The following is a 22,163-nucleotide window of genomic DNA, read 5'->3' on the forward strand; positions in this document are numbered from 1 at the left end:
CGACCCCAGAGGGGCACGGGATCACCCCGCCCCTTCGGCCTTTTCTTCCAGCAAGAGCCACTCTTCCTCGGCCTTGGCCAGCGCCTCCTGACGCTGTGTCAGCGCCTCGGTCGCCTTGCGGAACTTGACCGGCTCGCGGGTGAACAGCTCGGGATCGGACATCAGCTCGCTGAGCTTGCCGATCTCCGCCTCGAGCCGCGCAATCTCGCCCGGCAGCGCCTCGAGACGATGCTTCTCGGTAAAGCTGAGCCCCTTGCGCGCGGGCTTGGCCCCGCCCGGCTTGGCCTCGCCCTTGGCAGGTCTCCCGCCGCCCTGCGCCGCCTTGGCCTCGGCCTTATCCTCAGCCGCCGCCTTGCGTTTCTGGGTCTGGTAATCGCTCCAACCGCCGGCATAGATCGTCGCCCGCCCGTCGCCCTCCATGACCACCGTGGTCGCCGCCACCCGGTCGAGGAAATCGCGGTCGTGGCTCACCAAGAGAACCGTGCCGTCATAATCGTCGAGCAGCTCCTGCAAGAGATCGAGCGTCTCGATATCGAGGTCATTGGTCGGCTCGTCCATGACCAAAAGATTGCTCTCCTTGGCCATCAGCTTGGCTAGCAAGAGCCGCGCCTTTTCCCCGCCCGAGAGCGATTTGACCGCCGCCCGCGCCTGCCGTTCGTCAAAGAGGAAATCCTTGAGATAGCCCACCACATGCCGCGGCTGCCCCCGCACCATGACCTGATCGGCATTGCCCGAGACGCGCATATCCTTGTCGCCCGTCAGGCTCTCCCAGAGGCTCATCTCCGGGTCGAGCTGCGCCCGCGCCTGATCGAACACCGCCACCATCAGATTGGTGCCATGATCGACGCTGCCCGCATCCGGCGTCTCTTCGCCAAGCAGCATCTTGAGCAGCGTCGTCTTGCCCACCCCGTTCGGCCCGACAAAGGCCACCCGGTCGCCGCGCTGAATCTTGAGATCAAAGTCGCGGACGATCTCCTTGTCCGCAAAGGATTTTGCGATGCCCTTGGCCTCGATCACCCGCTTGCCGGATTTCGGCCCCGCATCGAGCGCCAGCGCCGCCGTGCCCTGCCGCTTGATCTGCGAGGCGCGCTCGGCCCGCAGCTCCTGCAGCGCCCGCACCCGGCCCTGGTTGCGCTTGCGCCGCGCACTGATCCCTTCCACGGCCCAGCGGGCCTCGGATTTGATCTTCCGGTTGAGCTTGTGCCGCGCCGTGTCTTCCTCGTCCCAGACCTTGTCGCGCCAGGCTTCGAAATGCTCGAACCCCTTTTCCTGCCGCCGCGTCATTCCCCTGTCGATCCAGAGGGTTGCCCGCGTCAGCTCGCGCAGAAACGCCCGGTCGTGGCTGATCAGAACATAGCCCGCCCGCGTCGATTTGAGCTCGGCCTCGAGCCAGGCAATCGCCTCGATATCGAGATGGTTCGTCGGCTCGTCGAGCAGCATGAGATCGGGCGCTTCGGCCATGATCCGCGCCAGCGCCGCGCGCCGCCGCTCGCCGCCCGACGCGGTGCTCACCGGCCGCGCCGGATCGAATTTGAGCCCTTCGCCTGCCCGTTCCACCCGGTACATCTCACCGGGATCGAGCGCCGCGCTGGCAAAATCACCCAGCGTCGCAAAGCCGCTCATATCCGGGTCCTGCTCCATATAGCCGACCCGGATGCCGGGCGGGATCACCCGATCCCCCCGGTCAGGTTCAACAAGACCCGCCATCACCTTGAGAAGCGTGGATTTTCCCGAGCCATTGCGACCCACGAGGGCGACCCTGTCGCCGGTCTGAACCACCAGCGAAAGATCGTCGAAAACCGGCTCACCCCCGAAGGTGAGCGAGATATCTGAAAGCTGTAAGAGCGGTGCTTGTGCCATGCAAGCGGGCTATCCCCGCCGCGCGACAAGGTCAAGCGGCGTCGCGCAGCGCCAGATCAGGACCGGGCCGATACCGGGATGGCGCTACTGCGCCACCGCCCGCAACAGCCGCTTGCGGCTCGCCGGGATGGCCTTGATCTCGACCCCAGTGAACACATGCAGCGTGTTGAGATGGGTGTCGACCACCGCATGATCGCTGACCCAGCCGCCCATCATCAGATAGGTCTTGAGCAAGGGCGGCATCTGCTTCATCGCGGCCTTGGCATCGGGCCTGCGCAGCCGCAGCATCTGGGCAAAGCGCACCACGCTCGGCGCTTTGACCCGCGGCAACCAACGCCGCGGCGCAAGATGCCGCTGGCTCAGAATACCGAATGTATCGAGGTAGTTATCCGCATCGGTGCCGGTAAAGGACGAACACCCGAACAACAGCTCAATGCCGTTCTCATCGACATAGCGCGTCATCGCGCCCCAGGCCACGCGCAGGATATCCGGGTCACGCCGCGCCGGATCGATGCAGAACCGCCCCATCTCGACCATCGGCCCGGCAAATTTCTCCAGCGCCTCCAGCCCATAGAACTGCGCCGAATAGCTCTGGGAAATGTCGCGCCCATCGTCCAATCGCAAGAAGCGGAAACAGCAGACGAGATCGCCGGTCGCCCGTTCCTCGACAAGGATATGCGCACAGCGCGTGTCGTAATCATCGGCATCGAGATCGAACCGCCCGCCGCCGAACACCTTGGCCCGCAGGCTCTGCGCCCGGATCACATCCGCCGGGCTCTCGGCCTCTCGCGCGCTATAGCGTCCCTTGAACAACATGCTCCGGCTCCCCCTCCTGGGTCATCTACAAGATGTTGGGAGAGTTTAGGCAAAAAGCAATGACAAAGCGGTGACAGCCCCCGCCGCCGGGGACCGCTGTGACGCTACGTAAAATGCTTAGCCGCCAAACAGGGTGGACGGGTCGAGACGCCCGATATTGCCGAGCATTTGGCGCAGGAACCCGTTGCCTTCGACCGAACTGTCGGTGACCCGGCGCGACAGAACAACGACCTGACCGTCTTGCAGCCCGAATCGTTCGACATTGGCCACCACGTCGGCCTGATCGAAACTGATCGCCAGCACCTGCCGCTCGATCACCTCCGGGCGCAGCGCCCCATAATGGCGCACCCGGCTGCGAACATAGTAATAATTGCCATCGCTGAGCACACCGGCGGTCGAGGGCGGTCCGACCACATCATCCACCGTGGCACGGGTATCAACGCCCACCACGATGTTTTGCAGCTCTTCTTCGGGCGGCACATAGCCATGATTGCGATAAAGTGTGGTACACGCCGTCGACAGCATGAGAAACAGCCCCAGTACGGCCGTTTTCCAACGAAACTCATGCTTCATGATTGCTGCCCTCTTGATCTTGGCCTCATGCGCCTTTTATCCCGCTTACAGTAACAAGGTCCATAGGATCAAGAAAGGAAGCAGCCCCAGATGGCAGAAGGAACCGCGATGACAGGCACGCTCAAGGTCGCAGAGCTCTCGCAGCGCAAACCCAACCGCTTCCGCATCGTGCCGGACGCGCAAACCCTGCAGGACCTGGCCGGCACGCTCGATCTCGTGGATCTGCGCAAGGTGCTTTTCGAGGGCGAAGTCACCTCCGAAGGCCGCCGCGACTGGCGGCTCAAGGCCCGTCTCGGCGCCACGGTCATTCAACCCTGCGTCGCCACGCTCGCCCCGGTGACCACCCGAATCGACACGCCCGTGTCGCGGCTTTACGTGGCCGGCGGGCTGCAAACCCCCGAAGGCGAAGAGATCGAGATGCCCGAGGATGACACGCTCGAGCCTCTGGGCGAGGTGATCGACCTCGACGCGCTCTTGCATGAGGAGCTGTCGCTGGCCCTGCCCGCCTACCCGCGCGCCACCGCCGAGGATCCCCTCGTGGCCACCGCCGCCCCCAAAGGCGCCGAGCCGCTGACCGATGAAAAGATAAAACCCTTTGCAGGGCTTGCCGAACTGCGCAAGAAAATGGAAAAGGACGACTGAGACCCGCCCCGTTTCGACGGCCGAAAATTCCACTTGCCCCGGCGGCATTTCGCTGTATTTTCGCGCTCTCATCGGAATCTGGGGTGTACGCGTGGCCTGCAACCCTGTAAGAGCCGCCCAAACATCGTGAAACCGGGCCTCGCGGCCCACAGGAATTGAGGTTGTGACATGGCTGTCCAACAGAACAAAGTATCGAAATCGCGTCGCAACAACCGTCGCGCACATGACTCGCTCGTGGCCGAAAACCCGAACGAATGCCCCAACTGCGGTGAGCTCAAGCGCCCGCATCACGTCTGCGCGGCCTGTGGCCATTATGCAGATCGTGAAGTTGTGACCATGTCGGACGATATCGACCTGGAAGACGACGCGGCATAATCGCGAAATAAGGGGCGCCCGCCGCATGACCGCTGTGACGGATAATTCATCCAAAGCGGGTGCCGGGCGCACCGTTATCTCGGTTGATGCCATGGGGGGCGATCGTGGCCCCTCCGCCGTTGTCGGCGGGCTGGCGAAATCAGCCAAGAAAAACCCGGATCTCGCATTCATCCTGCACGGGCCCCGCGCCGAGCTTGAACCGCTCGTGGCGCGGCGCAAACATTTGGCCGATCGCGTCGAAATTCGCGATGCGGCCGATGTCGTCTCGATGGAGGACAAGCCCGCCCAGGTGATGCGCAACGGCAAAGGCACCTCCATGTGGTCGGCCCTGGAATCGGTGCGCGCGGGCGAGGCCACGGTCTGTGTCTCCTGCGGCAATACCGGTGCGCTGATGGCGCTCTCGGTGCTGCGCCTGCGCCGTCTGGCGGGCATCTACCGCCCCGCCATCGCCGTGCTCTGGCCCTCGCGCAACCCGCAAGGGTTCAACGTGCTGCTGGACGGCGGCGCCGATATCCGCGCCGATGCCAAGGACCTCATGCAATATGCGCTGATGGGCACCTCCTATGCGCGCAACGGTCTTAACCTCGAACATCCGCGCGTCGGGCTGCTCAATGTCGGTACCGAAGAACACAAGGGCCGGGCCGAGCTCAAGGAGGCGCATGATCTCATCGCTGCCAATGCGAGCCAGGCCGGGTTCAAATTCGTGGGCTTCGTCGAAGGCCGCGACCTGCCGAGCGATGTCTGCGACGTGATCGTCACCGACGGGTTCACCGGCAATGTGGCGCTCAAGACCGGCGAAGGCACCGCCTCGCTGATCTCCGAACAGCTTCGCGCCGCGTTCCAATATTCGCCCCTGTCACGCCTCGCCTCGCTCCTGGCCTATACCTCGCTGCAACGGCTGAAAAAGCGGATCGACCCGCGCCGCGTCAATGGCGGCGTCTTCCTCGGCCTCAACGGCACGGTGGTCAAATCCCACGGCTCGGCCGACGCCACCGGCGTCGCCGCCGCGATCAAGCTGGCCTTTCAACTTGCCGAGAGCGGGTTTTCCGATAGGTTGGCCGCGCGTGTGGCCTCGGCCAACCTGCCGTCGCGCTATGGCGACGGCGATGACGACGACAGCGATGATGACGCTGTGACCAAAGAAAGTAACTGAACATGACCCTGCGCGCCGTTGTCGAAGGTGTCGGCCATTACCTGCCCGATCGGATTGTCGAGAACGCCTGGTTCGAGGAGTTTCTCGACACGTCGGACGAATGGATCAGAACGCGCTCGGGCATCGAACGGCGTCATTTCGCCGCCGAACATGAAACCACCTCCGATCTGGCGCTCGCCGCCTCCAAGGCCGCGCTCGCCAATGCCGGGCTCGAGCCTGACGATATCGATTGCGTACTCGTCGCCACCTCGACCCCGGACCTGACCTTTCCCTCGGTCGCCACCATGGTGCAAAACCGCCTCGGCATGACCCAGGGCTTTGCCTTCGACGTTCAGGCCGTCTGCGCCGGGTTCATCTATGCGCTGTGCAACGCCAACGCGCTCATTGTCTCGGGTCAGGCCCGCCGCGTGCTGGTCATCGGCGCCGAAACCTTCAGTCGAATCATGGATTGGGAAGACCGCTCCACCTGCGTGCTCTTCGGCGATGGCGCCGGCGCGCTGATCCTCGGCGCCGAAGAGGGCGTCGGCACCAAGGAAGACCGCGGCATTCTTGCCACCGATCTCAATTCCGACGGGCGCTACAAGGACATGCTCTATGTCGATGGCGGCGTCTCCACCACCGGCACCGCGGGCAAGCTGCGGATGCAGGGCAATCAGCTCTTCCGCCAAGCCGTGGAAAAGCTCGCCTCCACCGCCGAAACCTCGCTGGAAAAGGCTGGTCTGCTGAGCTCGGAAGTCGACTGGATCGTACCGCATCAGGCCAATATCCGCATTATTTCCGGCACCGCGCGCAAGCTCGGCCTGTCGATGGACCGCGTCGTTCTGACGGTGCAGGACCATGGCAACACCTCCGCCGCGTCGATCCCGCTGGCGCTGTCGGTGGGCGTGGCCGAGGGCCGGATCAAACGCGGCGATCTGGTGCTGTCCGAGGCGATTGGCGGCGGTTTGGCTTGGGGTTCCGTGGTTCTGCGCTGGTAAAACCTGAGAAATCCCGCTTAAACAGCCACTTCCAAGTGGTTGATATTGACTCGTTTAATACTTCCCCGCAATGTTATCCAAAGCATCCAGGGGGACGACATGAGCGAAACCACACTGACACGCATGGACCTGAGCGAGGCGATTTTCCGCGAAGTCGGTTTGTCGCGCAACGATTCCGCCCAACTGGTGGAAAGCGTGCTCGACCATATGTCCGACGCGCTGGTGCGCGGGGAACAGGTCAAGATTTCATCTTTCGGCACCTTTTCCGTGCGCCAGAAATCGGCCCGCATGGGGCGTAACCCCAAGACCGGAACCGAAGTGCCGATCGATCCACGCCGCGTGCTGACCTTTCGCCCCTCTCACCTGATGAAAGAGCGCGTGGCGGCCGGCAACAAACGCTAAGGCGGACCGAGCCGATGCCCAAATCCGCAGACGCCTTCCGCACCATCAGCGAAGTCGCCGATTGGCTGGGCGTTCCCGCCCATGTTCTGCGCTTTTGGGAAAGCAAGTTCAGCCAGGTCAAACCGGTCAAACGCGCGGGCGGCCGCCGCTATTACCGCCCCGCCGATATGCGCCTTCTGGGCGGCATCCGAAAATTGCTGCATGACGATGGGATGACCATCAAGGGCGTGCAGAAACTCCTGCGCGAACAGGGCATCAAACATGTGGCCGCCCTGTCGCTGCCGCTCGACAGCGACGACGATCCCGTCGAGATCCCAGCCACCGCGCCCGCCGCGCCGGAAACGGCCAAGGTGCTGAGCTTTAGCCGCGACGACAATGCCGAAGCCCCCCCTTCTGACGACAGCGACGCCGCAAGCCCTGCGCAGCCGAGCGACCCCGAAGAGGCATCGCCCACTGAGACGCCCGAGGCGGCCCCGGTAGACACCCCCGCCGCTACGGCATCGGACGCGCCACCAGCCGCGCACTCTCCCGAAGGTCAGCCCCCCGAGACAACGCCGCCCGCCGCTAGGACGCCCACGACCACAGAATCGCCCACAGAGACAGAAGAGACGCCCGAAGCGCCCTCCATGGCCGAGGCCGCCAGCGCCGAGCCTGCCCAGCAAGACACGGCCAGCCACGACAGCAGCGACGTTAGCAGCGCAGACACAGCCCCAGTCACAGAAGCGCCGACCGAGACGCCCGCAGAGATGCCCGCAGAGACGCCCACCGCGACACCTCCTGAGGCCCCCACAGACGCCGCAGACCCCGCGCTCGAGGCACCTGCGCCAGACCCCACAGCGACCACACCAGCCCCCAAACGCCCCGCCGTCCCGCGCCCGCGGTCGATCACCCTGCCCGACGATCCCGCCGACACGATCGCCGCCGCCCCCGGCCCGCTGAGCGCGCTCAGCACGCTCGACCGGGCGCGCCTCGCCGGACAGAGCTCTGATCTGAGCGTCCTTCTCGACCGCGTCCGGCGCTTTCCGTCGACGAAAGCCAATTCTCGCAAATGAGTGCCGCCTTTTTGGCAAAACCCCCTTGTGCTCGGTTTCAAAAACGGTATGAAGCCTGCACTGAGTTCGGGCTATGGCGCAGCCTGGTAGCGCGTCCGTCTGGGGGACGGAAGGTCGCAGGTTCGAGTCCTGCTAGCCCGACCATAAAACCACCCCACCTAACCCGCCCGATCCGTTGTAACGGAAAGGACCGACCATGACCGGTGTGCTTGCAGATCACCAGATCAGCCAGATGATCACCGACGGCGGCATCGCCGCCTCCGTCCCGGTCGAACCGGGTCAGGTGCAGCCAGCCTCGCTCGATCTGCGCCTCGGGGAACGGGCCTACCGCGTGCGGGCCTCCTTCCTGCCGGGTCAGGGCAACACGGTCACCGACCGGCTCTCCGATCTCACCATGCATGAAATCTCGCTCGACGGCGGCGCGGTGCTCGAAAAGGGCTGCGTCTATGTCGTGCCGCTGATGGAACGGCTCCGCCTGCCGCAAGGAATGACCGCCGCCGCCAGCGCCAAGAGCTCAACCGGCAGGCTCGATCTCATGACCCGGGTGATCACCGATCAAGGGGTCGAGTTCGACCGCGTGCAGGACGGCTATGACGGGCCGCTCTATGCCGAAATCTGCCCCCAGAGCTTTTCGGTCGTGGCCCAGCCCGGCCAGACCCTGACCCAGATCATCTTTCGCCAGGGCCGCACCATGCTCTCGGATGACGAGCTGCGCGCAGTCCACGCCCGCACGCCCATCGTCTCGGACACGCCGGTGATCTCCGACGGGCTCGGCTTTTCGGTCGATCTGCGGCCCCGCTCCGGCGATCTCGTGGGCTACCGGGCCAAGCGGCACACCGGCGTCATCGACCTCGCCAAGCTCGGTCACTACGACCCGGCGGATTACTGGGAAGAGATGCGCACCACCAAGGGCCGGATCATCCTCGATCCCGGCGCTTTCTATATTCTGGTGAGCCGCGAGGCGATTTCGATCCCGCCCGATTGTGCGGCGGAAATGGCCCCCTATCTCGCCATGGTTGGTGAATTCCGGGTGCATTACGCGGGGTTTTTCGACCCCGGTTTTGGCTATGCCGAGGCCGGCGGCGCCGGCTCGCGCGGGGTGCTCGAAGTGCGCTGTCACGACGCGCCTTTCGTGCTCGAACATGGGCAGGTTGTCGGCCGGCTCATCTATGAGCGCATGGCCAGCGCGCCAAAGACGCTCTACGGCGCGGCGCTGGCCTCAAACTATCAGGGCCAGGGCCTCAAGCTTTCAAAACATTTCCGCAGCTAAGGACGGCGAGGGACAGGCGGCCGAGAACAGGCAGCCCGCCCGCTCACATCCGCCCGATACGCCGCGCCATGCGCATCGTCTGCTTGGCCCGCTGCTGCGTGGCCGCGCTGTCGGGCGCATTGGGCTTGGCCCCCGGCTCCGGCGCATCCTTGCTGCCGAACTTGCGCGACGCCACATCGATGCCGGTGCTGACGCCCTTGTTGATCACCCGGCGCATGACCTGCCGGATCACCATATTGATCACTTGGTTCATATTCATCGCTCACACTCCTCTCGGCCCTTCGGCCAACCGTTACACCCAATATAGGGGCGGATCTTGGCGTTTTCAGGGCATTCGGTGCGGCGCTCTCACGCCTCGAACATATCGCCCTGATCCTCGGCCGCGATCCCGGCCCCGTCATCCTCGTCATCCTCGCCATCCGGCAGCCCCGGCATCGACGACGGCGGCGGACGGTTGTCGAGAAGCCCCGCCGCCCGCAGCTCCTTGAGCCCCGGCAGATCGCGCGCACTCTCGAGCCCGAAATGCGCCAGAAAATCCTGCGTCACCACAAAGGTGATCGGCCGCCCCGGTGTCATCTTGCGCCGCCCGAACCGGATCCATTCCATCTCGAGCAACTGATCAATCGTGCCCCGGCTCACCGACACGCCGCGGATCTCTTCGATCTCGGCGCGGGTCACCGGCTGATGATAGGCGATGATCGCCAGCGTCTCGATCGCCGCCCGGCTGAGCTTGCGGGTCTCCACCGTCTCGCGCTGCATGAGAAAGCCGAGATCGGGTGCGGTGCGAAACACCCAGGCATCGCCGACCTTGGCCAGCGCCACCCCCCGCCCCTCATAGCGTTTCTTGAGATAGACCAGCGCCTCCGCCGCGTCGCTGCCATGGGGCATCCGCGCGTTGAGCTCGTTCACCGTCACCGGCTCGGCGCTGGCAAACAAAATGGCCTCGACCATGCGCTCCTGTTCCGCGATGGGCGGCGCTTCAAAGAGGCTCTCGCCCCGCGCCTCCTCTTCTGTGCCCGCGTCCTCGGGCGACAGGGTGGCCTCGCTCTGGTCGTCCTGCGGACCTGTCTCGCTCATCTTCCGTCCTCTTCCTTCCGCCGCCGCACCTGGATCGGCGCAAAGACCTCGGATTGCTTGATCTCGAGCTTGCCCTCCTTGGCCAGCTCAAGCGCCGCCGCAAAGGTCGAGGCGGTGGCCGACCGCCGCTTGGCGGGATCGGTGCCAAACCCTTTGGGCATATAGCTCGAAATATCCATCCAGTCGCCGGCAAAGCCGATCAGGCTGCGCATCCGCTCGAGCGCCTCTTCGAGCGAAAAGATCGACTCGCGGTCGAGCGCATAGGGCCGAAACTCGTCCTTGGTCCTGATCCGCGCATAGCCCTGCATGAGATCGAGAAGCGTCGCGGTATAGGTCACCTTGCGCACCCGCTCCATCGTCTCGGGAATGCCGCGCGCAAAGAAGTCCCGCCCGAGCCGCGACCGCGCCATGAGCCGCGCCGCCACATCGCGCATCGCCTGCAGCCGCTCGAGCTGAAACGCCAGATGCGCTGCAAGCTCTTCGCCCGACGGGCCATCCTCCGACGGATCGGGCGGCAGCAGAAGCCGCGATTTGAGAAAGGCGAGCCAGGCCGCCATCACCAGATAATCCGCCGCCAGCTCGATCCGCAGCTCGCGCGCCTTTTCAACGAATTTGAGATATTGCTCGGCCAGCTGCAGGATCGAGATCTTGCGCAGATCGACCTTCTGCGTCCGGCTCAGCGTCAGCAGCAGGTCGAGCGGCCCTTCATACCCGTCCACATCGACGATAAGCGCCTCTGCCGCCACCCGTTCGGCAACGCGGCTGCGCTCATCCTGTTCGATCTCGTGAAAGAGGTTGTCGGACACGTCTGGCGACTTGGCCTCCCGGCGCTACTGCAATTCTGCCAGCTTGGCCTTCAGGGCGCGAATGTCAACCTCGCAGGCCACCTGCCGCCGTGCCATCGCCGCCTCGGCCCGGGCCTGCGCCGCCGGGCTCATCCGCCCCGAGGCCTCGGCCACGATCGCCCGCGTCGCCAGATCGGCATTGCACAAGAGCACCACGTCACAGCCCGCCTTGAGCGAGGCGCGCGAAATCTCCTCGGGCGTGCCGTTCAGGGCCTTCATGCTGATGTCATCGGTCATCAAAAGCCCATCAAAGCCGATCTCGTCGCGGATCATCCCGATTACCTTGGGCGACAGGGTGGCGGGCAGATCATCCAGCGCCTCATAGACCACATGCGCCGTCATCGCCATCGGCTGATCGGCGAGCCGCGCGAAAGGCGCGAAATCCACCGCCCGCAGATCCTCGGCACTGGCCGCCACGCGCGGCAGCTCGAGATGGCTGTCACAGCTCGCCCGGCCATGGCCCGGAATATGTTTGACCACCGGCAGAACCCCACCGGCCAAAAGCCCTTCGGCCACCGCCGCGCCAATCTCGCCCACCGCATCCGGCGCATCGCCATAGCAGCGGTCGGTGAGAAACTCATGGGTCGCCTCGGCGATCACATCAACGAGCGGCGCACAATTGCTGTCGACGCCCAGCGCCCGCAGCTCTTCGGCCATGATCCGGTAGCGCAGGCGCATCGCCTCTGCCGCCTTCGGCCCGGCCCGGCGCACCTCGTCCAGAGGCGCGTCCCAGCCCGTCCAATGCGGCGGGCGCAGCCGCTGCACACGGCCGCCTTCCTGATCGATGGTGATGACCGCGTCGCGCCCCACCGCCTCGCGCATCTCCGAAGTCAGCGCATGGACCTGCTCGGGCGTCTCGATATTGCGGCCAAAGAGGATAAACCCGAACGGGTCCGCCTCGCGAAAGAAGGCCTTTTCCTCGTGGCTGAGCTTGGTGCCGCTGGCATCGAGGATCGTCGCGCCGAACCGGCTCACCGCGTCACCACCGGGATGCACTCGGCCCGTTCCGCCACCAGCGCGGAACAGAACCGCCGCGCCTCGGCCAGATCATCGAACCCCATGGCGCGCAGGCGATAGAAGGTCCGCCCGCCGCTGGTCGCCTTCTGGATCACCCGGTTCTTGCCGTCGAGGTAATCGCCAAACCGCGCCTCGAGCCGCGCCCATTCCTCGCGGGCAATCGCCTCGCTCTTATAGGCGCCAAGCTGCGCCAGCCGCGTGCCCACCGGGATGCTCTCGGGATCGACACCCTGCGATCCGGCGGCGGTCGCCGCCACACCGGGCTCGGCCGAGGCCACCTGCCGCAGCGCCGCAGGCCGCGCCAAGGGGCGCAGCGACCGGGCCAGCCCATCTGTCGCCAGCGCCGCCACAGGCTCTGCCTCTTCAGTCTCCACCGCGAGGCTCGCCGGTTGCAGCGTCTCAAGCGGCTCGGCGCCTTCGGCGAGGCTCTCGGCCAGCGCCAGAATTTCCGCCTCGCTCATGTCCTTGACGGATTTCGCCGGGGCCGCCGGCGTCGTGCGGACAACCGCCCCCGGCGCCGTGCCAGCCGGCACTTCTTCGAATGTCAGATCGAGCGGCTCGGGCGCCAGCACAAGCCGGTCCGCCGGCGCTGCCGCCGTACCCACTGCCGCCACATCATTGACCGACAGGCCCTGGTTGCGGGCCTGCTGGCCACCGGGATCTTCGGGCTGAATGCGCATCGGGCCTTTCGAGGCCTGAATGACCGGCACACCGCTGAGATCGCGGGTCATCATATTGACGCCCCAGACCACCATACCGACAACCAACCCAAGCGAGAGGGCCGCGCCCACCAGATAGGTTGCTTTTTCCAGAGGATGTCCCGGGTGCTGCTCCGGGGTCGCGGCCATCGGCCGCGGCGCCTGCATCTGTGCCATGTCTCGCCTCTTGTTTTCCCGACGATACATGGCCGCCGGGACGTTTCCGCCTCACGCCCCGGCGATTGTGCAGGATGTCTTAGCGCATCTCTTCCACCGGAGTTACGCCCAGAATACCAAGCCCGGCCGAAATAACAACGGTCGCCGCCCGCGCCAGCGCGATTTTTGCCTGTGATGTGGCCGCATCGCCCTCTTGCAGGAAGCGAAGCCCCGGCTCGTCATGGCCCCGGTTCCACAGCGCATGCAGATCGCTGGCCAGATCATAGAGGTAGAAGGCCACGCGATGCGGCTCATTGGTGCGCCCGGCAATCTCGACGAGGCGCGGCCATTCGGCGATCTTGCGCGCCAGCGTGAGCTCGGCCTCATGGCTCAGGATCGACAGATCGGCCTTGGCCAGCGTCGCATCATCGGCGGCAATCCCCGCCTCCGCCGCCTTACGCAGCACCGACGACACCCGCGCATTGGCATATTGCACGTAAAACACCGGGTTGTCCTTGGACTGCTCGACCACCTTATCGAAATCGAAATCGAGCGGCGCATCGTTCTTGCGGGTGAGCATATGGAACCGCGTCACATCCGCGCCGACCATATCCACCACGTCGCGCAGCGTGACAAAGGTGCCCGCCCGTTTCGACATCTTGAACGGCTCGCCATTCTTGTAGAGCTTGACCAGCTGGCACAGCTTGATGTCGAGCGGCACCCGCCCGTCCGAGAGCGCCGACACCGCCGCCTTCATCCGTTTGACATAGCCGCCATGATCGGCCCCGAACACGTCGATCAGCGCGTCAAAGCCACGGCTCACCTTGTCATAGTGATAGGCGATATCGGGCGCGAAATAGGTCCAGGCCCCGTCGGATTTCTTGACCGGCCGGTCTACATCGTCACCATGCTCAGTGCTCTTAAAGAGCGTCTGCTCGCGCGGCTCCCAATCCTCGGGCTTCTTGCCCTTCGGCGGCTCGAGAACCCCTTCATAGATGAGCCCCTTGCTCTCGAGCTCGGCCAACGCCGCCTCGATGCGGCCCGTGCCATAGAGCGACTTTTCGGAATAGAACTCGTCCATCTCGACGCCGAGCGATTTGAGATCCTCACGAATGAGCCCCATCATCTTCTCGGTGGCAAACTCGCGCACCTTCTCGAGCCAGACCTCCTCGGGCTGACCGACATAGGCATCGCCCACCTCGGATTTGAGCGCCTCGCCCACCGGAATGAGGTAATCGCCGGGATAGGTGCCATCTTCAAAGGCGACCTCCTGCCCATGCGCCTCGAGATAGCGCAGATAGACCGACCGCGCGAGCACATCAACCTGCGCCCCGCCATCATTGATGTAATATTCGCGCGTCACCTCATGGCCGGTGAAATCGAGAAGGCTCGCCAGCGCATCACCAAAGACCGCGCCCCGCGTGTGCCCCACATGCAGCGGCCCGGTCGGGTTGGCGCTGACATATTCCACATTGACCTTGCGCCCCTGCCCCATGGTCGAGCGGCCAAAATCCGGCCCCGCCGCGAGCACCGCGCGCAGCACCTCATGCCATTGCCCCGGCGCCAGCCGCAGGTTGAGAAACCCCGGCCCCGCCACTTCGGCACTCGCGATGCGCGGGTCGTCGGCCAAACGCGCCGCCAGATCCTCGGCAATGTCGCGCGGCTTGAGCCCGGCAGGCTTGGCCAGCACCATCGCGGCATTGGTCGCCATGTCCCCATGCAGCGGATCGCGCGGCGGCTCGACCGCCACGTTGGACAGGTCCAGCCCTGCAGGCAGGGTATCGGCGTCCATCATCGCCTCGAGCGCGGCAATCACGGTGCCGCGGATTTCGGTGAACAGGTTCATATCTCTTGCGCCTCTTTGATCATCGCGCCGGGTTTACCACTGCCACCGCCCGCGTCAATCGGATGATGGCTTGACCGCGTCTGCCGGTGTCGGCTCTGCCGGGGCCTCTGATGCCTCCTCGGACGCTGCGTCGGACGCCTCCTCGGCCATCGGCGCGAAATAAACGAGATGCCAGCCCGCCGTGCCATTGGGCTCCATCTCTTCCGCGATGAGCCGAATATCACGCCCCGGCTTGACCTCGGCCAAGACCACCGCATCAGGGTTCGCCGCCCGCCAGCTCTCCAGATCGGGGCCGTCGTCGAGACCCCATTCGAGAACTTGCACCTCCCAGCCCTCGCCCATCCGCCGGCCAATCTCGAGATAGCTCAGCCCGTCGCAATAGCTCCGCCCACCGAGCGTCACCGGCATCGCATGCCGCCGCTGCTCCTGTTTCGCGGGTTTGAGCTGATAGACATTCTCATGGCCGAACTCCGGCGCGAGATCGGTGGTGATCAGCGTGTTGAGCGCGTCATTGTCGCTGAGCGCCACGATCCGCCCATAGCTGATGAACTCGACCCCATGCTCCGCCGCCTCCGACAGGATGTTGCCGACGAAAATCGGCAGCCCCGCCTCGCGCACACTGCGCAGCCGCGTGCGATTGCTGTCCGCCACCAGAACCGGCACCTCGAGCCGCTTGAGCGCCAGCCCGAAAGAGGCCGCAAACCGCGACCCCCCGGCGATGAGCACCCCGGGCACCTGCGCCGCGCTGAGCCCAAGCGCGCGGGCCATCGGCGACATGGTGAACCCGTGCAGGATCACCGTCGCCGCCACCAGCGCAAAGGCAATCGGCGTGAGCCGCGCCGCATCCTCGACCCCGTCGGCATAGAGACGCTGGGCAAACAGCCCCGCCACCGCCACCAGAACCACGCCGCGCGGCCCGGTGAACCCGACCAAGAGCCGCTCGTTCATCGGCAGCTTGGTCCCGAGAAACGACACCAGCACCGTCGCCGGCCGCACCACCAGAATGACCACCACCACAAAGGCCCCGGTCCGCCAATCGAGCGCCATCAGCGTCTCGGGCTTGAGCGAGGCGGCGAGCACCACGAAAACGCCCGACACAAGAAGGATCGTCGCATGTTCCTTGAACCGACGCAGCTCGTCATAGCTCGGCAGCTCGGCATTGGCGATCCAGAGCCCCATCACCGTCACCGCCAAAAGACCGCTCTCATGCAGCATCCCATCAGAGAGCGCAAAAACCCCGAGCACCATGGCAAACAGCAGCGGCACTTTCATATATTGCGGCACCAGCTCCCGGCGAAAGGCCCGCACCACGCCCCAGCCCCCGGCAATGCCAAGCGCAGTGGCGAGCGAAATGCCCAACACCAGATCGAGCACCGCATCGCCCATGGTCTCGGTCGCCCGCATCACGAGGATCATCTCAAAGGCCAGAACCGCCGCCAGCGCCCCGATGGGATCGTTGACAATCGCCTCCCAATGCAAGAGCTGCGCCGGCCTTCGCGGCAACCGCGCCTGCCGCAGAAGCGGCGCGATCACCGTAGGCCCGGTGACAATCATGATGCCGCCGAACACCAGCGACGCCTCCCAGCTGAGCCCCGCCACATAGCGCAGCGCCAAGGTCGACAGAAGCCAGCCCAAAGGCGCGCCCACCACCACCAGCCGCCGCACGCCTTCGGCGGCACTGCGCAGATGGTGGAAATTGAGGGTAAGACCGCCTTCGAAGAGGATGATCGCCACCGCGATGGAAATCATCGGCTGCATCAGCGGCCCGATATCGCGCCCCGGATCGAACAGACCGAGCAAAGGCCCGATTACCAGACCGGCCCCGAGCATCAGCACAATGGCCGGCATCCTGAGCCGCCAGGCGAGCCATTGCGCCCCCACCCCGATGCCCCCGACCAGGGCAAAGGCCATCACCGGGCTGAGCCCCTCGGCCACCGCTGTCTCTACCGCCATGCGCGTTCCTCGTTACCTGTGCCCCCAAAGAACCGTGCATGGCTTTGGTAGGCATACCTGTCTGTCATTCCTGCGATATAATCGGCCACCAGACGTGCCATCGCGGTCTCATCCTTGGCCCGCGCCACATCTTCCTGCCAGTCCTTCGGAAGGAACTCGTTGCGCTCCATATAGAACGGAAACAGGTCCTCGACCACTTTCGTGACCTCCGCCCGCATCACCATGACGCTCGGCGCGCGGTACATCCGGGTGAAGAGAAACTTGCGGATCACCTGCAGCTCGGCCCAGAGATCTTGGGAAAACCGGATCACCGGCCGCCCGAGATCGCGGATCTCCTGAGAACTCACAACACCCGACTGGCTGAGCGTGGCGCGCGACGTCTCGATCACATCGCCAACCATGACACCAAACACCCGGCGCAGCGCCTCATGCCGCCGCCGCACCCGGCCCAAGCCCGGATAGGCCGCATCCACCTCGCGGAAACACGGCCCCACGATGGGCAGCTCCAAGAGCTCCTCTTCGGTAAAGAGCTTGGCGCGCAACCCATCATGCAGATCGTGATTGTTATAGGCGATGTCATCGGCCAGCGCCGCCACCTGCGCCTCGGCGCTCGCATGGGTGTGCAGCTCGAGATCATGGCGCGCATCATATTCCGCCAGCGCATAGGGCAGATCGCCGAGCACCGGGCCATTGTGCTTGGCAATCCCCTCCAGCGTCTCCCAGGTGAGGTTGAGCCCGTCGAACTCTGCATAATGCCGCTCGAGCGAGGTCACGATGCGCACCGCCTGCGCATTATGGTCGAACCCGCCATAGGGCTGCATCAAGGCGTCGAGCGCATCCTCGCCGGTATGCCCAAAGGGCGTGTGACCCAGATCATGCGCCAGCGCCACCGCCTCGGTCAGCTCGGCATTGAGGCCCAGCGCGCCGGAGATTGTCCGCGCCACCTGCGCCACCTCGATCGAATGGGTGAGCCGCGTGCGGAAATAATCGCCCTCATGTTCGACAAAGACCTGCGTCTTGTGTTTGAGCCTGCGAAAGGCGCTCGAATGAATGATCCGGTCCCGATCCCGCTGAAAACACGAGCGAAACGCGCTCTCCTCCTCGGGCACAAGACGCCCGCGCGCGGCCATCGGCTGTGCCGCATAGACTGCCGTCATCTTCTCATTGATCCTTGTCGCCCCGTTCTGCCCTTCATATATTGCAAAGCGACGGACAAACAAAGCTTACGGGCCGAAAACCATGCAACTGCCTCCCAAAGTCACCGACCGCGCCTTTGAACGCCTCGCCGAGATCGGCGCCGGCGCCCAGGGTCAGGCCCTGCGCGTCGCGGTCGAAGGCGGCGGCTGTTCCGGCTTTCAATATGAGATCAAGCTCGACGCGCCCGAGGCCGATGACCTCGTGCTCGAGGGTCAGGGCGAACGGGTCGTGGTCGATGCCGTGTCGCTGCCCTTTCTCACTGGGGCGACCATCGACTTTACCGAGGAACTGATTGGCGCGCGGTTCATCATCGACAACCCCAACGCCAGCAGCTCCTGCGGCTGCGGCACGTCCTTCTCTATGTAATCACCCTATTATTAGGGTTTGATAAAGGTGCGCGTCATTCGGCGGGCACCGCACTGGCCTGTGCCGCGCGGCGCTGTGGCAGGCTCTGATCCCAGATGAGCCAACCGCCCGCCACCATGATGATCGCGGCCCCGATATAGACGGTGAGCGCCGGCATCTCGCCAAAGGCCACCGCGCCCAACAGCACCATCCAGACGAACTGCAGGTTCATCAGCGGCGTCACCACATAGGCCGGCATCATCCGAAACGCCGCCACCAACACCCACCGCGCCCCAAAGAGCACCCCGGCATAGAGCATCGCCAGCGCCAGATCCCCAAACCCCATCGGCTGCCAGACGAACGGCAAGGCCGCGGCCATCACCAGACCGAGGCCGAGATTGGGATAAAACACCTGCGCCAGAATATTGTCATCGCGCAGCCCGATATAGCGCGACGCCATCATCGACACACAGCCCAGAAGCACCGCCGCCAGCGCCACCAGATGCCCCAGCCCGATATCGCTGAGCCCGGCGGGAAAAAGACACATCACCCCCACCGCGCCAAGGCCCAGCGCCGCCCAGGCCTGCGGCCGCACCGCCTCGCCCAGAACCGGCCCTGACAAGAGCGCCGTCACCAGAGGAATGAGCGCGATGAACAAAAACACCTCCGCAAAGGGCAAGAGCCGGAAGGCATAGTAAAATGCCACCGACCCGGCCACCGTCGCCGCCACCCGCAGCGCCATCGCACGCGGGCAATGGGTGCGCATCCCGCGCCTCGTCCCGCCGCGCCGATTGGCCCCATAGGCCAGCCCCGCCACCATCAGCCCCGACAGCGCGAAGAGCTGCGGCGCGGCATAGCCATGGGCAAAAAGCTTGGTGATCGCGTCGGCGCTCGAAATCAGCAAAGTATAGAGCGCGACCATCGCCACGCCGAGCGGCAGCGCGCTACGCAGCACCCCGGCGCTCATGCCCGCAGCTCCATCTGCAGACCGACCCGCGAAAACCCGTGGAAAAACGCATCGAACTGCCCGGTGGCCGCCTCGGCTGCGGCAATCGCCGCCTGCGCCTCCTGCGACAGCCGCGCCGACACCGTTTCGCGCATCTTGGGCCAGTCGCCGCTGCGGGTGTTGCCCATGGCATAGATGCATTCCGACAATTCCCGCAAGGGGCCGGAAAGCGGCCGCACCCGACGGAAAACCACGCGCCCCTCGGGCACCTGGTCGGCAAAACCGCCCAGCCCCGTCAGAGACAAATACCAATTCAACATCAGATACTCGTGATAGTCGTCCGCCAAAGGTGCGGCCTCGTCCGGGACCAGGGAGAAACAGCGCAGTTGTTGGCGCAGCCAGATGTCCCAGACCTCGGGTGGCTCTTCCCCGGCAAAGCGCAGCGCGATGCAGATTTCCGCCAGCAGATCGGCGTTGAAATCGAGAAAGGCCAGTGTTCCTGCAAAGATAAGACTGTCATGCATGGCGGCATCGATCTGCGGATCGACGCGCCCATATTCCGACAGGTAGAAAATGATATGGGTCAGCTCATAGGCCGCCTTCTTGTTGGGCATGGCAAAGGTCTGCGACCGCCCGGCAAAGGCCCGAAGCCGCGCCTCGAGCGCCGCCCCCTCGCCCGCCAGCGGATCAACCCCGCGCCGCAGGCACAGACGCCGCGCCTCGGCCCGCTGCAAATCCGACAGCTCCGCCTCGGCCAAGCCCTGCGCCGCGACCCATTCCGCCAGGCGCGCGCCCTTGTCGCCGCCAAAGCCCAGATCTTCGAGATCGAGGCACATCGACAGGTGAAACCGGTAATATTGCGGAAAAAACCCAAGCCGCGCCTCAAGCTGCTCATAGCCCGGCTGATGCAGCGCCAGCGCCTCGGGGCCGAGCGTCGCGCCGGTGGTCTCGAGAACGTTCAGGATCTCGGCATTCTCCTTGAGCCAGAACACATCCTCGCGCCCCCGCCGGTCCTCGGCGAAATTGCGGACCAGCGCGCCTTGACGCGCCGCCGCAGAGGTTTGCCGGAACGGGACATTCAGTCGGACAACATTATGCATGGGTCTTTCCTTGTCGGCTGGCCGGGGCAAATGCCCCGTTCCGGTTGCGTCAAATCTCGATCAGAGGCTCGAGGTGAAGAGCGCCACGGCATCGCCATCGCGGGTCTTGCTGGCCGAGGGTGCGAGGCTCGAGGTGAACATTTCGACCGCGTCGCCATCACGGGCTTCGGTCGCCATCGGCGCGAGGCTCGAGGTGAACATCTCGACCGCGTCGCCGTCACGGGCTTCGGTCGCCATCGGCGCGAGGCTCGAGGTGAACATCTCAACCGCATCGCCATCACGGGCTTCGGTCGCCATCGGCGCCAGGCTCGAGGTGAACATCTCGACCGCATCGCCGTCACGGGCTTCGGTCGCCATCGGCGCGAGGCTCGAGGTGAACATTTCCACCGCATCGCCGTCACGGGCCGAGGTCGTCATCGGTGCGAGGCTCGAGGTGAACATTTCCACCGCATCGCCATCACGGGCCGAGGTCGCCATCGGTGCCAGGCTCGAGGTGAACATTTCCACCGCGTCACCCATCAGCGCATCACCCGCCATCACCGGGCCGAGGGACGAGGTAAAGGCCTCAACAGAGCTGCCATCATGCAGGCTTTCCACGCGCTCCACGCGGCGCGGGCTGGTCACAGTCACTTCATGCTTAAGTTGTGCGGTCATCTTTCGATCTCCCCGGATCAAGGTTGCAGATGCCTAACTGCCGCACACGCTAAACGGGTTTGTCTACGAAGATTTTAACGCTAAAGTTTTATCCACAGCCCTGTGAATTGTTCAACTTCGCCGCGCAATCCTGCCCCCCGGATCAGGAGTTTCCGCCCGCCCCCCGAGGCTGACGTCGGGGAAAATATTTTGCCTGTGGATAGAATCTCTGCGTTTCTCATATGGAAACGACCTCAACCCATACGGGTATCGCCCTGAGCGCGCAGCGAAGCTCCGGGAATCCGCCACGTCCGATTCGCGCGCTCATGCACGGGCTCCGCGGCGCCCTCTCGCGACCCCAGAGTTTGCGCACAACGCTTGCCCCCACCCGACGAACACGCGATAGAGGGCCAGTGCATCGCGGAGGACCGGGTATGAAAATCGCCAGTTTCAACATCAACGGCATCAAGGCCCGGATCGACGCCCTGCCCGCATGGCTCGACGAGGCCCAGCCCGATGTCGCCATCCTTCAGGAAATCAAATCCGTCGATGAAAACTTCCCGCGCGAGATCTTCGAAGAGCGTGGCTATCAGGTCGAAACCCACGGCCAGAAGAGCTTCAACGGCGTCGCCATCCTGTCGAAACTGCCGCTCGAGGATGTGACCCGCGGCCTGCCCGGCGACGACGCCGACGAACAGGCCCGCTATATCGAAGCGACGGTCATTGGCGACCACAGCGCGCTGCGGCTCTGCGGCCTCTACCTGCCCAATGGCAACCCCGCGCCGGGGCCGAAATACGACTACAAACTCGCCTGGATGGAACGGCTTCAGGCCCGCGCCGAGGCGCTTCTCGCGCTGGAAGAGCCCTTCCTCATGGCCGGCGATTACAACATCATCCCGCAAGACGAGGATGCCAAACGCCCCGAGGCCTGGCGCGAAGATGCGCTCGCCCTGCCGCAAAGCCGCGCCGCCTATCGCCGGATCGTCAATCTCGGCCTGACCGAGGCCTTCCGCGCCCGCACCCAAGGCCCCGGCCATTACACCTTCTGGGACTATCAGGCCGGTGCCTGGAACCGCGACGACGGCATCCGCATCGACCATTTCCTGCTGAGCCCGCAATGCGCCGACCGCCTCACCGATTGTCAGATCGACAAACATGTGCGCGGCGGCGACAAGCCCTCGGATCACGTTCCGATCTGGATCACGCTCGACATCTGAGCCCTCTGAAAGC

General features: G+C 64.7%; 23 protein-coding genes and 1 tRNA gene. 10 read left to right on the forward strand and 14 right to left on the reverse strand.

Going from position 1 to position 22,163, the window contains the following annotated elements:
• Nucleotides 1–21: 21 nt before the first annotated feature.
• The 3 genes from ISM_RS16190 to ISM_RS16200 form a co-directional block, all read right to left on the reverse strand.
• On the reverse strand, nt 22–1,860 hold the full coding sequence (locus tag ISM_RS16190; protein ID WP_009815280.1) for an ABC-F family ATP-binding cassette domain-containing protein: 1,839 nt from the start codon (nt 1,858–1,860) through the stop codon (nt 22–24).
• A gap of 84 nt (nt 1,861–1,944) precedes the next feature.
• Complete coding sequence (locus ISM_RS16195; protein WP_009815281.1) at nt 1,945–2,676, reverse strand: GNAT family N-acetyltransferase; 732 nt, start codon at nt 2,674–2,676, stop codon at nt 1,945–1,947.
• Nucleotides 2,677–2,793: 117 nt separating this feature from the next.
• On the reverse strand, nt 2,794–3,249 hold the full coding sequence (locus tag ISM_RS16200) for an outer membrane protein assembly factor BamE (protein WP_009815282.1): 456 nt from the start codon (nt 3,247–3,249) through the stop codon (nt 2,794–2,796).
• 90 nt (nt 3,250–3,339) lie between these two features.
• Between ISM_RS16200 and ISM_RS16205 the strand changes: the two genes are divergently transcribed.
• The 8 genes from ISM_RS16205 (at nt 3,340) to ISM_RS16240 (ending at nt 9,120) form a co-directional block, all read left to right on the forward strand.
• Nucleotides 3,340–3,891 carry a YceD family protein gene (locus ISM_RS16205; protein ID WP_156783422.1) on the forward strand — a complete coding sequence of 184 codons (552 nt, stop codon included), beginning with the start codon at nt 3,340–3,342 and terminating at the stop codon, nt 3,889–3,891.
• Nucleotides 3,892–4,059: 168 nt separating this feature from the next.
• Nucleotides 4,060–4,266: a 50S ribosomal protein L32 gene (gene rpmF / locus ISM_RS16210; RefSeq protein ID WP_009815284.1), complete on the forward strand. Its 207-nt coding sequence runs from the start codon at nt 4,060–4,062 to the stop codon at nt 4,264–4,266.
• 25 nt (nt 4,267–4,291) lie between these two features.
• Nucleotides 4,292–5,419 carry a phosphate acyltransferase PlsX gene (gene plsX / locus ISM_RS16215; protein ID WP_198011674.1) on the forward strand — a complete coding sequence of 376 codons (1,128 nt, stop codon included), beginning with the start codon at nt 4,292–4,294 and terminating at the stop codon, nt 5,417–5,419.
• Between the two features lie 2 nt (nt 5,420–5,421).
• Nucleotides 5,422–6,396 (forward strand): beta-ketoacyl-ACP synthase III, encoded by a 975-nt coding sequence (locus ISM_RS16220; protein ID WP_009815286.1) that lies wholly within the window; start codon nt 5,422–5,424, stop codon nt 6,394–6,396.
• Nucleotides 6,397–6,495: 99 nt separating this feature from the next.
• Nucleotides 6,496–6,798, forward strand: a complete 303-nt coding sequence (gene ihfA / locus ISM_RS16225; protein WP_083780943.1) for an integration host factor subunit alpha — start codon at nt 6,496–6,498, stop codon at nt 6,796–6,798.
• Nucleotides 6,799–6,812: 14 nt separating this feature from the next.
• Nucleotides 6,813–7,850: a MerR family transcriptional regulator gene (locus tag ISM_RS18055; protein WP_009815288.1), complete on the forward strand. Its 1,038-nt coding sequence runs from the start codon at nt 6,813–6,815 to the stop codon at nt 7,848–7,850.
• Between the two features lie 67 nt (nt 7,851–7,917).
• Nucleotides 7,918–7,994, forward strand: a tRNA-Pro gene (locus ISM_RS16235).
• 52 nt (nt 7,995–8,046) lie between these two features.
• The gene (locus tag ISM_RS16240) at nt 8,047–9,120 is read left to right on the forward strand and encodes a 2'-deoxycytidine 5'-triphosphate deaminase (protein ID WP_009815289.1); all 1,074 of its coding nucleotides are present in this window, start codon (nt 8,047–8,049) and stop codon (nt 9,118–9,120) included.
• Between the two features lie 43 nt (nt 9,121–9,163).
• Here the strand turns inward: ISM_RS16240 and ISM_RS16245 are convergent, their stop codons facing one another.
• The 8 genes from ISM_RS16245 to ISM_RS16280 form a co-directional block, all read right to left on the reverse strand.
• Nucleotides 9,164–9,379 carry a hypothetical protein gene (locus ISM_RS16245; RefSeq protein WP_009815290.1) on the reverse strand — a complete coding sequence of 72 codons (216 nt, stop codon included), beginning with the start codon at nt 9,377–9,379 and terminating at the stop codon, nt 9,164–9,166.
• 89 nt (nt 9,380–9,468) lie between these two features.
• Nucleotides 9,469–10,197: an SMC-Scp complex subunit ScpB gene (scpB, locus tag ISM_RS16250; protein ID WP_009815291.1), complete on the reverse strand. Its 729-nt coding sequence runs from the start codon at nt 10,195–10,197 to the stop codon at nt 9,469–9,471.
• Nucleotides 10,194–11,003: a segregation and condensation protein A gene (locus ISM_RS16255; protein ID WP_009815292.1), complete on the reverse strand. Its 810-nt coding sequence runs from the start codon at nt 11,001–11,003 to the stop codon at nt 10,194–10,196. The genes scpB and ISM_RS16255 overlap by 4 nt, the downstream gene beginning before the upstream one ends.
• 24 nt (nt 11,004–11,027) lie before the next feature.
• Entirely contained in the window at nt 11,028–12,038 is a 1,011-nt protein-coding gene (nagZ, locus tag ISM_RS16260; RefSeq protein ID WP_009815293.1) for a beta-N-acetylhexosaminidase, read from the reverse strand.
• Entirely contained in the window at nt 12,014–12,934 is a 921-nt protein-coding gene (locus tag ISM_RS16265; protein WP_009815294.1) for an SPOR domain-containing protein, read from the reverse strand. The genes nagZ and ISM_RS16265 overlap by 25 nt, the downstream gene beginning before the upstream one ends.
• Before the next feature lie 79 nt (nt 12,935–13,013).
• Nucleotides 13,014–14,759 carry an arginine--tRNA ligase gene (argS, locus tag ISM_RS16270; protein ID WP_009815295.1) on the reverse strand — a complete coding sequence of 582 codons (1,746 nt, stop codon included), beginning with the start codon at nt 14,757–14,759 and terminating at the stop codon, nt 13,014–13,016.
• Between the two features lie 54 nt (nt 14,760–14,813).
• Nucleotides 14,814–16,712, reverse strand: coding sequence for a cation:proton antiporter (locus ISM_RS16275; protein WP_009815296.1), 1,899 nt, complete (start codon nt 16,710–16,712; stop codon nt 14,814–14,816).
• Nucleotides 16,703–17,881: a deoxyguanosinetriphosphate triphosphohydrolase gene (locus ISM_RS16280; protein ID WP_276525080.1), complete on the reverse strand. Its 1,179-nt coding sequence runs from the start codon at nt 17,879–17,881 to the stop codon at nt 16,703–16,705. Before ISM_RS16280 ends, ISM_RS16275 begins: the two co-directional genes overlap by 10 nt.
• 70 nt (nt 17,882–17,951) lie before the next feature.
• Here ISM_RS16280 and ISM_RS16285 point away from each other — a divergent pair, with 70 nt between their 5' ends.
• On the forward strand, nt 17,952–18,275 hold the full coding sequence (locus ISM_RS16285) for a HesB/IscA family protein (RefSeq protein WP_009815298.1): 324 nt from the start codon (nt 17,952–17,954) through the stop codon (nt 18,273–18,275).
• 34 nt (nt 18,276–18,309) lie between these two features.
• On the opposite strand, the gene ISM_RS16290 is transcribed toward ISM_RS16285, so the two are convergent.
• The 3 genes from ISM_RS16290 to ISM_RS16300 are packed head-to-tail and all read right to left on the reverse strand — an operon-like array spanning nt 18,310 to nt 20,954.
• The gene (locus tag ISM_RS16290; RefSeq protein ID WP_009815299.1) at nt 18,310–19,221 is read right to left on the reverse strand and encodes a DMT family transporter; all 912 of its coding nucleotides are present in this window, start codon (nt 19,219–19,221) and stop codon (nt 18,310–18,312) included.
• On the reverse strand, nt 19,218–20,300 hold the full coding sequence (locus ISM_RS16295) for a DUF6902 family protein (RefSeq protein WP_009815300.1): 1,083 nt from the start codon (nt 20,298–20,300) through the stop codon (nt 19,218–19,220). The genes ISM_RS16290 and ISM_RS16295 overlap by 4 nt, the downstream gene beginning before the upstream one ends.
• Before the next feature lie 60 nt (nt 20,301–20,360).
• Nucleotides 20,361–20,954 carry a DUF6749 family protein gene (locus tag ISM_RS16300; protein WP_009815301.1) on the reverse strand — a complete coding sequence of 198 codons (594 nt, stop codon included), beginning with the start codon at nt 20,952–20,954 and terminating at the stop codon, nt 20,361–20,363.
• Nucleotides 20,955–21,367: 413 nt separating this feature from the next.
• Here ISM_RS16300 and xth point away from each other — a divergent pair, with 413 nt between their 5' ends.
• Complete coding sequence (gene xth, locus ISM_RS16305; protein ID WP_009815302.1) at nt 21,368–22,150, forward strand: exodeoxyribonuclease III; 783 nt, start codon at nt 21,368–21,370, stop codon at nt 22,148–22,150.
• Nucleotides 22,151–22,163 lie beyond the last annotated feature (13 nt).

The sequence above is a fragment of the Roseovarius nubinhibens ISM genome, from assembly GCF_000152625.1.
Classification (GTDB): Bacteria; Pseudomonadota; Alphaproteobacteria; order Rhodobacterales; family Rhodobacteraceae; genus Roseovarius; species Roseovarius nubinhibens.

Bases quoted from the DNA above. Each gene is read 5' to 3' on its own strand.
- ihfA (WP_083780943.1), top strand. From the start codon at position 6,496: ATGAGCGAAACCACACTGACACGCATGGACCTGAGCGAGGCGATTTTC.
- ISM_RS16190 (WP_009815280.1), bottom strand. From the start codon at position 1,860: ATGGCACAAGCACCGCTCTTACAGCTTTCAGATATCTCGCTCACCTTC.
- ISM_RS16275 (WP_009815296.1), bottom strand. From the start codon at position 16,712: ATGGCGGTAGAGACAGCGGTGGCCGAGGGGCTCAGCCCGGTGATGGCC.
- argS (WP_009815295.1), bottom strand. From the start codon at position 14,759: ATGAACCTGTTCACCGAAATCCGCGGCACCGTGATTGCCGCGCTCGAG.
- ISM_RS16285 (WP_009815298.1), top strand. From the start codon at position 17,952: ATGCAACTGCCTCCCAAAGTCACCGACCGCGCCTTTGAACGCCTCGCC.
- ISM_RS16240 (WP_009815289.1), top strand. From the start codon at position 8,047: ATGACCGGTGTGCTTGCAGATCACCAGATCAGCCAGATGATCACCGAC.
- xth (WP_009815302.1), top strand. From the start codon at position 21,368: ATGAAAATCGCCAGTTTCAACATCAACGGCATCAAGGCCCGGATCGAC.
- ISM_RS16300 (WP_009815301.1), bottom strand. From the start codon at position 20,954: ATGACCGCACAACTTAAGCATGAAGTGACTGTGACCAGCCCGCGCCGC.
- rpmF (WP_009815284.1), top strand. From the start codon at position 4,060: ATGGCTGTCCAACAGAACAAAGTATCGAAATCGCGTCGCAACAACCGT.
- ISM_RS16195 (WP_009815281.1), bottom strand. From the start codon at position 2,676: ATGTTGTTCAAGGGACGCTATAGCGCGCGAGAGGCCGAGAGCCCGGCG.
- ISM_RS16220 (WP_009815286.1), top strand. From the start codon at position 5,422: ATGACCCTGCGCGCCGTTGTCGAAGGTGTCGGCCATTACCTGCCCGAT.
- ISM_RS16200 (WP_009815282.1), bottom strand. From the start codon at position 3,249: ATGAAGCATGAGTTTCGTTGGAAAACGGCCGTACTGGGGCTGTTTCTC.
- ISM_RS16265 (WP_009815294.1), bottom strand. From the start codon at position 12,934: ATGGCACAGATGCAGGCGCCGCGGCCGATGGCCGCGACCCCGGAGCAG.
- ISM_RS16245 (WP_009815290.1), bottom strand. From the start codon at position 9,379: ATGAATATGAACCAAGTGATCAATATGGTGATCCGGCAGGTCATGCGC.
- ISM_RS18055 (WP_009815288.1), top strand. From the start codon at position 6,813: ATGCCCAAATCCGCAGACGCCTTCCGCACCATCAGCGAAGTCGCCGAT.
- ISM_RS16290 (WP_009815299.1), bottom strand. From the start codon at position 19,221: ATGAGCGCCGGGGTGCTGCGTAGCGCGCTGCCGCTCGGCGTGGCGATG.
- ISM_RS16295 (WP_009815300.1), bottom strand. From the start codon at position 20,300: ATGCATAATGTTGTCCGACTGAATGTCCCGTTCCGGCAAACCTCTGCG.
- plsX (WP_198011674.1), top strand. From the start codon at position 4,292: ATGACCGCTGTGACGGATAATTCATCCAAAGCGGGTGCCGGGCGCACC.
- scpB (WP_009815291.1), bottom strand. From the start codon at position 10,197: ATGAGCGAGACAGGTCCGCAGGACGACCAGAGCGAGGCCACCCTGTCG.
- ISM_RS16205 (WP_156783422.1), top strand. From the start codon at position 3,340: ATGGCAGAAGGAACCGCGATGACAGGCACGCTCAAGGTCGCAGAGCTC.